This is a genomic window from Algoriphagus lutimaris (genome assembly GCF_017051705.1).
GTDB lineage: Bacteria > Bacteroidota > Bacteroidia > Cytophagales > Cyclobacteriaceae > Algoriphagus > Algoriphagus lutimaris.
In genome coordinates this window covers 1859437-1875147 of the sequence record NZ_JAFIDJ010000001.1, presented here as the reverse complement: position 1 = coordinate 1875147, position 15711 = coordinate 1859437, and the positions used below count along the sequence as shown (strand labels likewise).

Here is a 15711-nt window from a genome sequence, read left to right as displayed (position 1 = left end):
TGGATAGTGGTAGTACGATTAAGTTATCGTATAAACGACTTTTAGAGATACTTGGCTAAATTACTTTTAATTAATTAATAAGAACTTTAGAAATAAAAGGAGTTAAATGTTGAATAAAATAAAAACAGCCGATTTATAACAAAATAAACCGGCTGTTTTTGACAAAATAGTATTGATCAGATAGTTAGTGAATTGGAATCGCTACAAGTGAATTGTTCTCAACTTTTCCAATTAAACTGAATAAATCCAAGGTTAAACAAAAATCAATATCTGATTCAATGTTATGATTCTGAAGTCTTTTGGCATGAGAAGCTTTTGATAAAAATCCTTTCAGATCATGGCCTTCTTTTTCAAATAATGCTTTCATTGCCAATGCCCCGTCTTCAGATGGCTCATGGCTTGATTCCAGGCTTTTCACCAAGGCTCCTGCATACAAGGAGTCTTCTAGGTTAAACATGCCTTTCCAACCAGCACAATGGATCAAAACGTCCTGTTCTTTTCCTTGAAGGTATCGGATGGTGGCACTTAGGTTTGGGAAAGCACCAATTAAAACCTCATCGGCTTCGGCTGATTTGGAAATTGCCAAGGTTCCATTGGTAGTGGTCATCGCCAATTTTTTCCCCGAATAGGCTTCATTTAAATAGGCCACTGGAGAATTTCCCAGTCCAAAACCTGGTGCAGTCAATCCATTTCTTTCACCGGCAATCAGGTATCCTTGAGATTTCATACTTCTGCACTCTTCCAAATCTGCAAACGTTTTAATCTCTGATATTCCATTAGCCAGTGCGGAAATCATGGTAGAGGTGGCACGAAAAATATCTACCACCACTACGATTTTACTTTGCAATGAATGTAAATGAATTAATTCTGGGCTAAAGCAGATTTCTACTTTTCTCATGGAGTCTTCAATAAAGGCAGCTTTTCGACTAATGCCTTTAGGTTTTTATTCCTTACTTGGATGAAAATTTCGGTCCCAGGTTTGGCGAATTCTGTTTTTACATATCCCAAACCAATTCCTACTTCCATGCTAGGTGATTGAGTTCCTGAAGTTACTTCTCCAATAGTTTCACCAGCTGCATCCACAATAGGGTAGTGGCCTCTAGGAATTCCTCTTTCTTGCATGACAAAACCTACCAATTTTCTGTAAACACCCGTTTCTTTTTGGGCTTTCAATGCCTCAGAATTGGTGAATTCTTTGGTGAATTTGGTGATCCATCCTAGGCCAGCTTCTAAAGGAGAAGTAGTATCTGTAATGTCATTGCCATAAAGGCAATATCCCATCTCTAATCTCAAGGTATCTCTTGCGCCTAATCCGATCGGCTTAATATCAAAATCTTTTCCTGCTTCGAATATTGCTTTCCATACGTGCTCAGCATCTTCATTCTTGACATAGATTTCAAATCCGCCAGCTCCAGTATACCCAGTTCCAGAAATGATCACATCCTTTACACCGGCAAATTCACCCACTGTAAAATGATAGAATTTTACTTCAGAAAGATTTACAGGAGTTAGGGCTTGAACAGCCTCTATGGCTTTAGGTCCTTGTACAGCGAAAAGGGAAATCTCATCTGAGATATTGGTCAATTTGGCTCCCATGGTGTTGAACTTGTTTATCCAAGCCCAATCCTTATCGATATTGGAAGCATTGACCACCAGCATATATTTTTCATCTTCAAATTTGTAGACGATTAAATCATCAACGATTCCACCTGTTTCATTCGGAAAGCAGGAGTATTGTGCTTGACCATTGATTAGTTTGGAAGCATCATTTGAAGTTACTTTTTGAATTAAGTTCAAGGCTTCTGGACCCTCCACCATAAACTCTCCCATATGAGATACATCAAAAACGCCCACTCCATTCCTTACACAAAGATGTTCTTCCTTATCCGAGCTGTATCGAACGGGCATATTATAACCTGCAAACGGTACCATTTTGCCTCCAATGGCGATGTGTAGGTCGTTGAGTTGAATTTTTTTGATTTGATCTTCCATAATTTGGGTAAAATTTAACGTGTGCAAAGGTAAGGAATGAGGTGGATTTTGCGGAATGGGAAATTGAAAAAGGAAAGGGAAATCCTTATAAACAAAAAAAAAGACAGCTTTTAAGGCTGTCTTTTCTATTATTTAAACAATTTTCTGAATTAAATAGAGAAGCTTTCTCCACATCCACAAGTTCTGGAGGCATTTGGGTTGATAAACTGAAATCCCTTTCCGTTTAACCCATCTGTAAATTCCAAAGTAGTTCCTGCGAGGTACAATAAGCTTTTACGGTCTACGATGATTTTTACTCCTTTATCTTCAAATACATGATCAGTTTCTACTGTATTGGCATCAAAACCCAAGTCATACATCAAACCTGAGCAGCCACCACCTTTCACAGAAACTCTGATGTTTTCTCCTTCTTGGCGACCTTCTTCTCTTTTGAGTTCAAGGATTCGCTCTTTGGCTTTGTCAGAAACGATTATCATATCTTTATGCTTTTACTTTATATTCAATGATTCAGTATTGATGGCAACATCAACTACTTGAAAATAATTCAATGGCAAATATAAGAAATTTAAAAATGAAGAAAATTGAACATATAGGGATTGCTGTTTCCAATCTTCAAGAATCCAATGCACTTTTTGCACGCTTATTGGGAAAAGAGCATTTTAAGACTGAGCGGGTAGAAGGTGAGGGGGTTGAAACCTCATTTTTTCAAGTTGGGGAAACCAAAGTAGAATTGCTTCAGGCAACTCGTGAAAACAGCCCAATTGCTAAGTTTATTGACCGGAAGTCAGAAGGAGTTCATCATATCGCATTTGATGTGGAAGATATTCATGCTGAGGTAGAAAGACTTAAAAAGGAAGGATTCCAAATCCTGAATGAAACGCCAAAACTAGGTGCGGACAATAAATTAGTGGTATTTTTGCACCCTAGAAGTACGAATGGGGTTTTGGTAGAACTCTGTCAAGAGATTTCAGTTTAGAATTAAAAAGTAAAAAGTAAAAAGTAAACAATAATCAGCCCAATGGTTTTGCTTTAAAAGCATTGGACTTTGGGCTTGGTACCTTGTAAAAAAAATATGTCAGAGAAAAGAACAGAAATTAGTGATTTGGGAGAGTTTGGTCTAATTGACCGACTCAACAAAAAAGTAATTATCAAAAATCCATCTTCCCTCAAAGGAATTGGAGATGATGCAGCGGTGATAGATTCTGGAGACCATGTAAAAGTAGTATCTACAGATTTGTTGATGGAAGGAGTACATTTTGACCTTTCCTATGCACCACTTCCTCACTTAGGATTTAAGGCTGTTGCAGTGAATGTTTCTGACATTGCAGCCATGAATGCAATCCCAAAACAAATTACCGTAAGCATCGCACTTTCCAATCGTTTTTCATTGGAAGCGGTGGAGGCATTATATGAAGGAATTTATGCTGCCTGTGACCATTATGGAGTGGACTTAATTGGGGGAGATACCACCGCTTCCAGAACAGGTTTGGCTATCTCAATTACTGCCATCGGAGAAGCAAAAAAAGAACAGATTTCATATCGATCAGGAGCCAAAGAAAATGACATACTTTGTGTCACAGGAGACCTTGGGGCAGCCTTGGTTGGCCTTCAAATTTTGGAGCGGGAAAAGCAGGTTTTTTTGGCAAATCCTGACATGAAACCTGATCTTGAAAAATACACCATAGTTACCGGTCGACAACTCAGACCAGACGCTAGAATGGACATTGTTCATGAGTTGGGAGAACTAGGTGTAGTACCCACTAGTATGATGGATATTTCGGATGGACTTGCCTCGGAAATTTTCCATATCTGTAAAGCCTCAGGGGTAGGAGCAACCATCTATGAAGACAAGCTTCCTATCGACAAGCAAACATTTGATACAGCTGTAGAATTGAACTTGGATCCCATCACCTGTGTCCTAAATGGAGGTGAGGATTATGAACTTCTTTTCACCATCGATCAGAAAGATTTTAAGAAGTTGGAAAAGCATCCAGATATCCATTTCATTGGTCATATTACAAAAGAAGCTGAAGGAAAATATCTGGTCACAAAGAGTGGAACCGCCGTTCAGATCAAAGCGCAGGGCTGGAAGCATTTCTAAACTACTTAAGTATAAACTTAGTATTGAAAATTAGCAATTCTAAGTAGTTTAAGTAGTCAATTATGACTTAACATATGTTTGTATATCAAATTGAAAATCAGTAAACAAAAAAGCTTTACCTAAATTAAAGGTAAAGCTTTTTTTATGGTACTTAGATAGCCTATTCATTAGGGTAAGGTACGTAGACAAAACTTGTGAAAGCTCCATCCATGACAAATAGACAGCAGAATTCATCCGGGTCTTTATAAGCTTTTTTAAAGTCTTCTAGCGCCTCCTCCGAGATCAATTTTCGCTGAACAAACTCATCTACATAGGTGATGAAATAATTCCAGTCCAAGCCTTTTTCAGCCTTGCCTAAAAATATTTTACCGATGGGTTGCATCTCTTTTGAGATTGGGAAAATGGGATAGTCTGAAAATTTTCTAGAGCGTACTTGATACGATGCTTCCTTTAAAGTGTCAGAAATTTTCACAAAATCCTGAGTAATGGTTCCTAAATATTTTCCGCTTAATTCTGGATCGTTGAAATCTGAAATCATTTTTTATACGAGTATTTTATTCACAATTTTTTCTTTCAAGGTTCCGCTTTTTCATTCCATTTCTAACTTTTTTTTGGGTAACCTTTGAGAACAAAGTACGGACAATTTTGACTCAATTTCCATGTTTATTTGAATTGAATAAATTGAAAGAAAGTTACCTCTTGATTAGACCTCAAAAATGTAGAGGTTTTCACTCCCTTTTCATGGTGTTTTTAAGTCGAAATTTCCTTTACAAAAACATCACTTTATCACTTCTTTTTGACCCCATTCTAAAAGAACATTTCCTATCTTAAAATTTAATTGATCAATTTCAAAAATTTGAAAAAATGGATCAGGGGTATGGGTAATAAACTACCGATAAAAATGAGATTCCACATCTCTTTTTTGGGGAAGGAAAGTTCCAAAAGTTGGTTGATAGGACTGATCAAACTAGCCCCCAATAATAGCAGTGAACAGAAGATAATAGAGGCCCATAAATGTGGATTTCTGACAATGCTATTTTGGAAAATATTTGCCCCTCTTTTGATCAAATTGAAAGGATGGAACAGTTGGGCAAAAGCCAGGGTAAAAAAGGCTACGTTGTTGGTTTGGATCTCGCTAAGCCCTAAATGAAAAGATGCGTACGCATAAACTCCTAGTATGCTCAAAGTGATGGTTAGTGCATATACGATCAAAGATCTCCAATAAGCTTTTGTTAAAATGGGTTCATTGATGGTTCGAGGTTCTTGTAGAACATCTTTTTTACTTCCTTGCCCCATTCCTAAAGCTAGGGCAGGGAAAACGTCTGTGACAATGTTGAGGAAGAGAATTTGCAGTGGAAGCAAAGGAGATCCCCAATTTAAAAATGCTGCACTCGACACCACTAGAATCTCACTTAGGTTACAGGAAAGCAAGAAAATAACGAAGTTTCTGATGTTGTTGAATATGATTCTACCTTGTTTAATGGCATCTGTGATGGAGGTGAATGAATCATTTTGTAAAATCATGTCTGCTGCTTCCTTGGCAACTTCGGTTCCTCTGAGCCCCATAGCAATACCTATGTCTGCTTTTTTTAAGGCAGGAGCATCGTTCACACCATCTCCCGTCATGGCTACTACCAAATTTTGTGACTGATAAAACTCCACTAATCTAAGCTTCTGTTCTGGACTCACCCTTGAAAAAACTGAAGTATTTAAAAGCTCTGAAGTCTTTTCAGAGTCGAATAACAGGTCTTTTCCCTGCATGACATGATGATCATGTTCATCTATTAGTCCTATGTCCTTGGCAATAGCCTTGGAGGTCTCAGGATGATCACCTGTAACCATGACTACTCGAATCCCAGCGTTTTTGAATTCAGCAATGGAGTCTTGTACATCATGTCTAGGAGGATCTTGAAGCCCTACCAGTCCAGCTAGTATAAAATGGTCTTCTTTAGTAGAGTTGGGTTCTTCGATGACCTGATAGGCTGCCGCCAATACCTTCAAACCTTTTGCTGAAAGCAGATCTGTTTGCTCCATCCAATATTGGATTCCTGGCTCATCCAGTTTTTTGATTGCTCCTTGTTCCTCATAAAAGCTACATTTTTTAAGTACCTCTGTGGTGGACCCTTTCAATGAAACACGTAGCTCTTTTCCATTTTGATGAAAAGTAATCATGATTCTGGTTTCACTTTCAAAAGGCATTTCATCGGTTTTGGTCCAAATAGACCTGATTTGATGTATTGAATTAGGTTCAATTTCTTCAGCCCATTTCAACAAAGCTATTTCAACAGGATCTCCGACATCCTTGTCATGATCATTGATCTCAGCATTGTTACATAAAACCAAGGTGGTAAGTAGATTGGTGGAATTGGTTGATTTTGATAGTTCCGGATGTGTCTCCAGCACTTTTAAGTGATTTTCTGTTAGGGTTCCGGTTTTATCAGTTAAAATGATATTCGTACTTCCCAAAGTTTCTACTGCAGCAAGTTTACTGACTAGAACCTTCTTTTTGGAGAGTCTTAACATACCGCTGGCAAGTGCAATGGTCGCTACAATAGGCAAACCTTCTGGGATGGCTGCTACCACCAAGGCAATGGCTGTTTCTATCAGCAGGTAGGGCTCTTTGGATTGCAGCAGCCCTATACCTACGAAGGGAACCATTATTGCAAAACTCAACCAGATTAAAGTTTTACTAAATTTATTCAGTTTTTTATTGAGAGGAAGTTCTTCTTCTTGGGCTTCCTCTATCATAGAAGATACATTTCCAATTTGGGTCTCCTTTCCAATGAATACTACCAATGCTAATCCATTTCCTCTCGTAACGGAAGTTCCTCTGAAAATCATGTTACTTTGATCCCCAATAGTAACATCTTCTGTAATCGCCGAAGTTTGTTTGATAGTGGGCAAAGACTCACCAGTAAGGGCAGATTCATTTACTTCTAGTGCATTGGTTTTTAAAAGCCGGGCATCCGCCCCAATCAGGTCCCCTGCTTCCACGGATAGTAAATCTCCTGGAACCAACTCTTGAAATGGTATCTGAATAACTTTACCCTGTCTAATTACTTTTGCATTGGGCTGCTCAAGGGACTTCAATGCATGCATTGAACGGTTAGCTTGGGATTCCAAAATAAAACCGATCACAGCATTGATTAAAATCACAGCTAGTATGGCAACCATTTCATAATAATCTTCGAAAAAGAAAGAAACGAGCGCCGCAACCACTAATAGCCCTACAATCAGATTCTTAAATTGGGCGATGAAAATACTCCAAGAAGATCGAACTTTCCCTGGTTGAATTTGATTCAAACCATGAATTGACCTTCTTTTTAAAACTTCCTCTTCAGTCAATCCTTTTGTGGGATCTACTCTTAAGCTTTTTAACAGCTCATCTATAGAAAGTTTTTCTGGATTGATCACGAGTTAAGTATGTGGTTATAAAAACTAAAAGCTAGGTTTTGCTTAGACATTATTGAATAAGAAACATCAATAAATTATCTAAATGGGGGTAAACTTTCAAACTGAACCGCTTGCTCTGGGTTCAACTTTTGATCTTTGAGCACTAAAATGATAGACTTGCATGAGGAATAAAGTTCTCTATTTACATTTAAAACTGTAGCAATCTCTTCCTCTTCCAGATGTTTTCTATTGGAATGATCGTAGACCATTTCCAACATTTTATCATAATTTTTCTGGTTATCCAGCATAAGCTTTCCCAAGTCTTCTAAAAATAAACTTTCTTCAGTTGATTGTAGAAATTGCTCAGCACGGCTAATCATCAAATGACTTATGTCATTGAATTGGGAATATAAGTCATTGAGCGTTCCGTTACTTGATTTTCGGAAATTAGAAAGATCGATTTCTATGTCTTTGATATCTTTTGCTGCATAAAGCGCATTTCCAGTTGCCGAAATACTTCTGGAAAGCTTTAGGGATTCCTCCTCCGTTAAAGATTGCTTCTGGATATCTCCATAGAAGTTAATCATTTCTCCATGGAGCTGCTTTATTTCATAATAATGATCTTTGAAACTTTCTTTTGGCTTAAAAATATTCCTGTTTTTGGGGTAGGAGATATAGTTTTCTCTTTGCAGGAATGCCATTCTCCATAAATTAAGGACCAATTGAATTAGGTGCCCCGTTTCTTTACGTAAGGCCTCTAAAGCGATTTCGGGATCTTCTACGGTGGCGTCATGGATGTATTTTCCAATTCGCTCTTCTCCGCTGGAAAACCTGTTATTTAGAAAATCGGCAAATTGTTTCAGGAATGGGAAAAATACGATGATTCCCAAAAGATTAAACAAGCTGTGAAAAATTACCAACCCAAATAATTTGTCCTGAATATGGAGGATATCTGTAATAAAAAGGATTAACATTCCCATGCATAAAAATGCCAGGATGTCTGTAACCAAATTAAATAAGAAATGGCCTAGAGCGACTCTTTTCTTCGAAACAGTCCCTTGGAATCCTCCTAATAATACAGTGATAGTAGTTCCTAAATCGGCACCGATGACTAAAGCTGCGGCTGCATGAAATTCGATGATTCCAGCATTTAAGGCACTTAAGGTAATCACCATGGTGGCAGAACTGGATTGGATAAGACCAGTGAAGAAAAACCCAACTAATAAAAATACCAAAGGGCCATAATCTGCAAATATGCTGATGTCAAAATTTTCTGCTAAATAGGAAATGCTGTCCTTCATAAAGGACAGGCCAAGGAAAAGAAAGGCCAAACCAAGAATCAAAATTCCGATATTGAAGAGCTGAGGGCGTTTTGGAAAAAGCACTGCCAATAAACCTCCTAATGCAATAAAAGGCATGATGAAATTCTCGATATCTACTTTGAAACCTAGGGTAGCTACGAGCCAACCAGTAAAAGTGGTACCTAGGTTAGATCCTAGGATAATGCCTAAAGCATTTTTCATGCTGATCACTCCTGCACCCACAAAGGCAAGGAGCATGAGAGATACCACCGAACTACTTTGTAACAAGGCTGTCACCAAGGTTCCTGTCAAAATGGCTTTAAACTTGTTCTTCGTGTGTTTTTTAATAAAAATTTTGAACCTTCTACCGGCTAATTCTTTGACACCATTTTCCAATTGGGACATCCCATAAAGAAAAAGCCCAAGTCCGGCTAAAAATTTCCAAAGATCAAAGTTTTCCCACATGTGTTAAACTCAGGTTAAAGAAGTGTGCCTCTTTACGATAGATTGAGGCACACTTAAATTTAACCCAGTTTTTTGGAAAAATTGGGACTTGAAAACTTGATTTAAATCAGGTTTGGATTTAAGCTAATTTAAGAAGTTCGTTTTGTCAGCAAGATCACATTTTCCACATGATAGGTTTGCGGAAACATATCTACGGGTTGGATTTTTACCACATCATATTTTTCAGCCAAAAGTGCTACATCTCTTGCCTGAGTAGCAGGATTACATGAAACATAAACCACTTTTGGAGCTTCTAGGCGAAGCAGCATCTGAACCACTTTTTCATCCATACCCGCCCTAGGAGGATCCGTAATGATGACATCCGGCGCAGCATGATTTTGAATAAATTCTTCATTTAAGATATCCTTCATATCACCCGCATAAAATAGGGTATTTTCAATTCCGTTGATTTGGGAATTGATTTTGGCATCCTCAATTGCCGCCTCCACATATTCCACCCCGATTACCTGTTTAGCTTTTTGGGCTACAAAATTAGCGATGGTCCCAGTGCCTGTATATAAATCGTACACTACCTCATCTCCTTTCAAATCGGCAAAGTTTCTGGCCACTTTATAAAGTTCGTAGGCTTGCTCTGAATTGGTTTGATAAAAAGATTTCGGTCCGATTCGGAATTTGAGACCTTCCATTTCTTCCTCGATATAGGGAAGTCCAGCAAAAGTCACTAACTCTAAATCATGGAACGTTTCATTTCCTTTCGTATTGATTACATAGAGCAAAGAGGTGATTTCAGGAAATCTGTTTTTCAGAAAATCCATTACTTTATCTATTGACTCTAGGTCAGACTCTCCGAATTGTACAATTACCATGGTTTGCCCTGTGCTGGTAGTACGAATGATCAGATTCCTTAGCAATCCAACCTGATTTCGGATATCATAGAATGAAAGTTTATTTTCAAGAGCAAAACTTCTTAGTTCATTTCTAACATCATTGGAAATTCCTCCTTGTAAATAACAATGATCTACATCTATGATCTTGTCAAACATTTTTGGAATGTGAAAACCTAATGCATTACGATCAAAATCTTCTTCTGACCTGATTTGCTCCAGAGTGAGCCATTTCTTATTACTGAAAGTAAAGTCTAACTTATTCCTATAATATTGGATCTGTTCAGATCCTAGAGTAGGTAACACTTCCGGGAGTGCTACTTTTGCGATTCGCTGGAATTGATCCAAAACCTGCTGACGTTTGTAGGTTTTTTGAAGGTCATAATTAATATGTTGCCATTTACAGCCACCACAAGTGCCAAAATGGGAACAAAATGGTTCAATTCTGTCTTTAGAATATTGATGGAAGGTAACAGGATCTCCTTCCATAAAGGAACTTTTTCCTTTAGTAATTCTAACATCTACTACATCTCCAGGTGCTACACCGGATACAAACACGACTTTTCCATCATGATGCCCCACACATTTACCTTCCGAAGCAATCCGTTCGATTTGAAGATTGGTGACAATTTTATTTTTCATTTTCCGCGACATGGGCGCAAAATTAGGGAAAAACAAAGGGCCAAAGAAAATCCATGTTTAAAAGGTGGCACGATCCTTTCATTTTTTTTGTTTTGACTATCTTTGTAAGATCGTAAACCCATGGAATTTAAGAACAAAGTCGTCGTAATTACAGGAGCAACTTCAGGAATTGGTGCTGCTTGTGCGTATGCATTTGGTCGAGAAGGTGCAAAAATTGCTATTACAGGCAGAAATGCTGAGAAATTAGCGTCTGAAAGAGAAATCCTGGAAGAGGCAGGAATTGAAGTTTTGGCGATTTTGGCTGATGCAGCCTCAGAATCGGATAACCAAAAAATGGCTGATGAAGTGTTAGCTGTCTATGGGAGAATCGATATTTTGATCAATAATGCAGGGATTTCTATGCGTGCATTATTTCAGGATCTAGATTTGGATGTCTTTAAGAAGGTAATGGATACCAATTTTTGGGGAACTATTTACGCAACGAAATATTGTCTACCTTCTATTATGGAAAACAAAGGATCTATTATTGGGATTTCTTCCATTAATGGATTTAGAGGAACTCCTGCCAGGACTGCATATACCGCTAGTAAATATGCGATGAATGGATTTTTTGAATCGCTAAGAACGGAAGTCATGCATAATGGAGTCCATGTTTTGGTTGCATCTCCAGGGTTTACTGCTTCCAATATTCGAAATAATGCACTTACGGCTCATGGGGCTTCTCAAGGTGAATCACCCAGAGATGAATCAAATATGATGTCCCCAGAAGATGTGGCAGATGCTATTTTGAAAGCTACCAAAAAAAGGAAAAGAGATTTAGTCTTAACCACCCAAGGTAAACTCGCCGTATTTTTAAATAAGTGGATTCCAGGAATCATGGATGGCATGGTTTATCGGGAAATGGCCAAGGAACCAGATTCGCCTTTTAAATAAATGGGGGAATCGATCTTTCAAAACTACCTGAATAGATTGACTGACTTGTCTTCAAAAAACAAGTCGTTGTATATCCCCAAAGTTGAAGGAAGTGGATTTTTAGATCTTCAAGAATTTGATTTCCTAAATGGCGAACCAGCATTTGATATTATTAGAAAAGTGATTCAAGGAAAGAAATCTATTTTTCTAATTCCAATATCCGACCCTCGACAAACTTCAAACAACCAACTTTCCAAAGCACTCTCCAAATTACAGTTTAGGGACCAGTTGACCCAAGAAGAAACTGGGGAACATACCTTGGCTATTTCTTGGCTTTTTGTAGAAGGCAAGCTGATGAATGGTCAGATATTAAGAGCACCATTGCTAATTCATCCGGTAGCCATTCGGAAAGAAAAAGAACAATGGAACCTCTGCATTCAAGGCGAGTGGCAGATCAATCCTGCATTTTTATTGGCTTATCAACTGGCCTACCAACATGAATTGGATGTTGAAAAACTAGAGGAGCAACTAAACTCCCTGTCCAAAGACCCCGTGGAATTTAGAACTGGCCTGTCCAAATTGATTCAGGATACATTCTCTATTCAACTTCATTCTGCACTTTTTGAAGACAAGATTCAGGTTTTCCCAAATTCCCAGAAGTCTTTGGACCAAGATCAATTCAAGGATGGAAAAATCAGTTTGAAAACCTATGCTCTGCTTGGGCAATATGGGCAAAAAGAAAGTTTTCTGTTTAAGGAATATGAATACCTATTGGAGCATTATGGAAATCATGATTTAGAACAGGTGTTTCAGGAGTTCTTTGCATTGGATGCTGAATTGCCTAATCCTAAGGAGTCGAACCTGTTTCCGGTTTTTCCTTTGGATTCTTCGCAGGAGCTGGTATTACATTCCGTGCGGAAGGGGAAAAGTCTGGTAGTAGAGGGTCCTCCAGGAACAGGGAAATCCCAACTCATTGCGAATTTGGTTTCAGATTACATTTCCAGAGGAAAAAAGGTGTTGGTGGTTTCCCAAAAACGAGCGGCGTTGGATGTGGTGTATGAGCGAATGGAAAAGGCAGGGTTTGGTGAGTTTTTAGCTTTGGTGCATGATTATAGAGCCGATCAAAAGGAACTGTTCACAAAAATCAAAAAGCAGATTGATTCTATAGAACAGTATCAGGAATTAAACCGAGGGATTGACTCCATGCATTTGGAGAGGGAAATTTCACTTCGGTCCAAAACGATTGAATCACTTTCTTCCAAATTTGAGGATTTAAGGGAGTGTTTGCTTGATAGTAGTAAGGTGGGGTTGCCGGTCAAGGCTATGTATTTGAAATCCGCAGGTCCCGGTAGTCATAGGTTGCTCAATAATACTGGACTCCTTCAATTGAACTGGGAAGAAGCCAGTCAATTTAAAAGTGAGTTTAGGGTTTTTAAATCCTATTCAAAAAAATTCAGGTCGAGCTTTTGGGAGCATAGAAACTCTTTTTCTCATGTTGATTCCCAACAATTCGCATCTGTCCAAGATGCCTTGGTGTCACTGGAAAATTTTCAAGCTGGAAATATTCCTGAGTATTCTGATCAGACAAGCTGGGAGGGGCTGATGAAATACATTTTGGAGAATGATGCCATTTCAGATAAGCTAGAAAAGGTGATTCAAGGATTTGATCAATTGGGAAATCTTTCACTTGCATTGGAATTGATCCTATTTCCGAAAAGGAAAAAGGACGTAATAAAGATCCAAGAATGGTCCGATTCTGCGAAAACCCGATTGGATTCCCTTTCTCTAAATCTGCCAGAAAATTTGTCTTCCGTATTGGAGGAGTCTGTTGTGTTGAAAGAGAAGCTTCAACATTGGAAGGATCGATGGATGCTTTCTTTTACTAAGAGTAAGTATCCGAACATTGCTGCTTGGTTAGACCAAAATGGAATGAAATTCAATCTTCAAAACCTAAGAGTATTGTTGAATGAATTGGATCAATTATCGGCTATTGAATCTGAAGTGACTACTCTTCCTAGTTTTTCATCACTAAACCTCTCAGTAGTGAATTTGGAAAAGCACTTGAAGGAGTTAAATGATGTAATCCATTGGGAAGAATTATGGACAAGCATTCCAGTTTTAAAATCTTTTTTCAATTGGATGAAGTTTGAAAATAAGCCTGAGAAGCTTTCAATCTTTCTCAAACAGTTACATGGGCAGGTCCATAGCTTTGAAAAGCAATTGCTATCCTGGAAAATGTATTTTTCTTCTTGGCAAATTGGAGAGGTTTTATTCCAAAAACAGAAAGTTAATCAAGCTAATTTATTTCAGGATTTATCCGAGTTGAAGGCATTTGATAAATTTTTAGAAAACTGGGAACTGTCGAAAAGGAAGATCGCTGAGAATTTACAATCGGAGTACCCGGAAACTGATACGGGTTTTCAGATAGAGGTATTTGAAAACTCATGGTATTCTAGTTGGGTTTCGGAAATCGAGAAAAAGGATCCGGTTCTAGCTGAGGCTGGTGGGATGAAGCTATTCCATGAAATGCAGGAACTGAAAACTGCGATTTTAGAAAAAAGAGCAATGGCGAAAGATGTGGCTTTGCTGCGGCTTAGGGAGCATATGAGTTCCAATCTTGAGTTTAATCGTTTGGGAAACCGATTAACGTATCGGGAATTAGCACATCAAGTCAATAAAAAGCGTCAAAAATGGCCAGTTCGGAAAGTGATCAGTGAGTTGAGTGAGGAGGTATTCCGTATTTTGCCTTGTTGGCTAGCCAGTCCTGAAACTGTCTCAGCGGTGTTTCCGACCCAGGATATTTCCAAAGGTATATTTGATTTGGTAATATTTGATGAAGCTTCCCAATGCCAAGTGGAGCGAGGGATACCGGCGATGTTAAGAGGAAAGCAGGTAGTAATTGCTGGGGATTCCAAGCAGTTAAGGCCTTCTGACTTCTATCAAGTTAAATGGGACTCAGAGGGGGAAGGAGTGGCATTTGAATCAGATTCATTGCTGGAATTGGCAGGATTCTTTTTTGAAAAGAGACAGTTGAAAGGGCATTACAGATCTATGGATCCGGCATTAATCCATTTTTCTAATTCACATTTCTACGAAAATCAATTAGAAACCCTGCCTGATTATGCTACTGTTATAGCCAAGCATGCAGCATTTACTTGGCAAAAAGTGGAAGGAGTTTGGGAAAATCAAATCAATAGAGTAGAAGCTGAAGCTGTTTTGGAAAGAGTAAGAGATTTGGTTTTGAATTGTCCAAAAGATACCATTGGAGTGGTAACGGGCAATTATTTCCAGATGGAGTTTATTAGGGAAGGGCTTTGGAGTTCGGGGATGCAGGATAATGGGATCAAGGTTCGAAATATTGAAAATGTACAAGGAGATGAATTTGATCAGGTAATTCTTTCTTTGGGCTATGCTTCCAATAGGGAAGGGAAGTTAGTAACCAATTTCGGATTACTCGGGAAGTCTGGTGCTGAAAACCGTCTGAATGTGGCCATCAGTAGGGCTAGGAAAAAAATGCATGTCATCAGTAGTCTGGAACCAAACGATTTTCGTCCCTCTCATCTCCAAAATCCGGGTCTGTCTTTATTAAGATCCTTTTTACTTTTTGTGCAGGAGCAGGGAAAAAGGCCAGGAGTTCAGGTTTCCGAGGTTCAAAGAGTTGGTTTTGAGGTGGACTGGAGTTTGAAAAAACGGTTATTGATGCAAGATGCTTCCTTTACTGATTCAGTCCCTTCTTCCGTGATGGATTTGATCCAACAGGAAAGCGATGGTCAGTGGAAGGCGATTCTCACTGATGATCAGCGGTTTTTTAATGCGAGCTCTGCTAAGGCAGCCATGACCTATCATCCGATTTTATTGGAACAAAAAGGCTGGAAATGGGATTGGAAATGGAGTAGAGAAGAATTTTATAAATAATTTGTATGATAAATCATTCGTTAGGTACATTTTTTAATTATTATGTATGAATTTTCATTCAAAAAATAATCTATAAATCGTATGATTAATCATTCATTATATTGTA

The 15711-nt window shown here is 38.4% G+C and carries 11 protein-coding genes; 4 read left to right on the top strand and 7 right to left on the bottom strand.

The features are described from left to right. Positions 1–184: 184 nt before the first annotated feature. From JYB62_RS07675 to JYB62_RS07665, 3 genes are all read right to left on the bottom strand, one after another. A complete protein-coding gene (locus JYB62_RS07675; protein WP_205644816.1) occupies positions 185–898 on the bottom strand; it encodes a 2-phosphosulfolactate phosphatase in 714 nt (237 codons plus the stop codon). Further along, positions 895–1992, bottom strand: coding sequence for a glycine cleavage system aminomethyltransferase GcvT (gene gcvT, locus JYB62_RS07670; RefSeq protein ID WP_205644815.1), 1098 nt, complete (start codon positions 1990–1992; stop codon positions 895–897). Before gcvT ends, JYB62_RS07675 begins: the two co-directional genes overlap by 4 nt. A 149-nt stretch (positions 1993–2141) precedes the next feature. Beyond that, a complete protein-coding gene (locus tag JYB62_RS07665) occupies positions 2142–2468 on the bottom strand; it encodes a HesB/IscA family protein (protein WP_074223443.1) in 327 nt (108 codons plus the stop codon). Positions 2469–2563: 95 nt separating this feature from the next. On the opposite strand from JYB62_RS07665, the gene mce reads away from it, so the two are divergent. Both mce and thiL read left to right on the top strand, forming a co-directional pair. Next, the gene (gene mce, locus JYB62_RS07660) at positions 2564–2968 is read left to right on the top strand and encodes a methylmalonyl-CoA epimerase (RefSeq protein ID WP_205644814.1); all 405 of its coding nucleotides are present in this window, start codon (positions 2564–2566) and stop codon (positions 2966–2968) included. Between the two features lie 96 nt (positions 2969–3064). Further along, positions 3065–4093: a thiamine-phosphate kinase gene (gene thiL / locus JYB62_RS07655; RefSeq protein ID WP_205644813.1), complete on the top strand. Its 1029-nt coding sequence runs from the start codon at positions 3065–3067 to the stop codon at positions 4091–4093. 160 nt (positions 4094–4253) lie between these two features. On the opposite strand, the gene JYB62_RS07650 is transcribed toward thiL, so the two are convergent. The 4 genes from JYB62_RS07650 to rlmD all read right to left on the bottom strand — a co-directional run bounded on the left by JYB62_RS07650 (position 4254) and on the right by rlmD (position 10790). Next, positions 4254–4631 carry a hypothetical protein gene (locus JYB62_RS07650; protein ID WP_205644812.1) on the bottom strand — a complete coding sequence of 126 codons (378 nt, stop codon included), beginning with the start codon at positions 4629–4631 and terminating at the stop codon, positions 4254–4256. A gap of 296 nt (positions 4632–4927) precedes the next feature. Further along, positions 4928–7507: a cation-translocating P-type ATPase gene (locus JYB62_RS07645; RefSeq protein ID WP_205644811.1), complete on the bottom strand. Its 2580-nt coding sequence runs from the start codon at positions 7505–7507 to the stop codon at positions 4928–4930. A gap of 74 nt (positions 7508–7581) precedes the next feature. Further along, on the bottom strand, positions 7582–9252 hold the full coding sequence (locus tag JYB62_RS07640; RefSeq protein ID WP_205644810.1) for a Na/Pi cotransporter family protein: 1671 nt from the start codon (positions 9250–9252) through the stop codon (positions 7582–7584). Between the two features lie 128 nt (positions 9253–9380). Further along, positions 9381–10790, bottom strand: a complete 1410-nt coding sequence (gene rlmD, locus JYB62_RS07635; protein ID WP_205644809.1) for a 23S rRNA (uracil(1939)-C(5))-methyltransferase RlmD — start codon at positions 10788–10790, stop codon at positions 9381–9383. Positions 10791–10898: 108 nt separating this feature from the next. Between rlmD and JYB62_RS07630 the strand changes: the two genes are divergently transcribed. Further along, positions 10899–11711, top strand: coding sequence for an SDR family oxidoreductase (locus JYB62_RS07630; RefSeq protein WP_205644808.1), 813 nt, complete (start codon positions 10899–10901; stop codon positions 11709–11711). Beyond that, entirely contained in the window at positions 11712–15605 is a 3894-nt protein-coding gene (locus JYB62_RS07625) for an AAA domain-containing protein (RefSeq protein ID WP_205644807.1), read from the top strand. It begins immediately after the preceding gene. Positions 15606–15711: the final 106 nt, after the last annotated feature.

Coding starts and splice junctions, on each gene's coding strand:
- JYB62_RS07675 (WP_205644816.1), bottom strand. CDS start 898: ATGAGAAAAGTAGAAATCTGCTTTAGCCCAGAATTAATTCATTTACAT.
- gcvT (WP_205644815.1), bottom strand. CDS start 1,992: ATGGAAGATCAAATCAAAAAAATTCAACTCAACGACCTACACATCGCC.
- JYB62_RS07665 (WP_074223443.1), bottom strand. CDS start 2,468: ATGATAATCGTTTCTGACAAAGCCAAAGAGCGAATCCTTGAACTCAAA.
- mce (WP_205644814.1), top strand. CDS start 2,564: ATGAAGAAAATTGAACATATAGGGATTGCTGTTTCCAATCTTCAAGAA.
- thiL (WP_205644813.1), top strand. CDS start 3,065: ATGTCAGAGAAAAGAACAGAAATTAGTGATTTGGGAGAGTTTGGTCTA.
- JYB62_RS07650 (WP_205644812.1), bottom strand. CDS start 4,631: ATGATTTCAGATTTCAACGATCCAGAATTAAGCGGAAAATATTTAGGA.
- JYB62_RS07640 (WP_205644810.1), bottom strand. CDS start 9,252: ATGTGGGAAAACTTTGATCTTTGGAAATTTTTAGCCGGACTTGGGCTT.
- rlmD (WP_205644809.1), bottom strand. CDS start 10,790: ATGTCGCGGAAAATGAAAAATAAAATTGTCACCAATCTTCAAATCGAA.
- JYB62_RS07630 (WP_205644808.1), top strand. CDS start 10,899: ATGGAATTTAAGAACAAAGTCGTCGTAATTACAGGAGCAACTTCAGGA.
- JYB62_RS07625 (WP_205644807.1), top strand. CDS start 11,712: ATGGGGGAATCGATCTTTCAAAACTACCTGAATAGATTGACTGACTTG.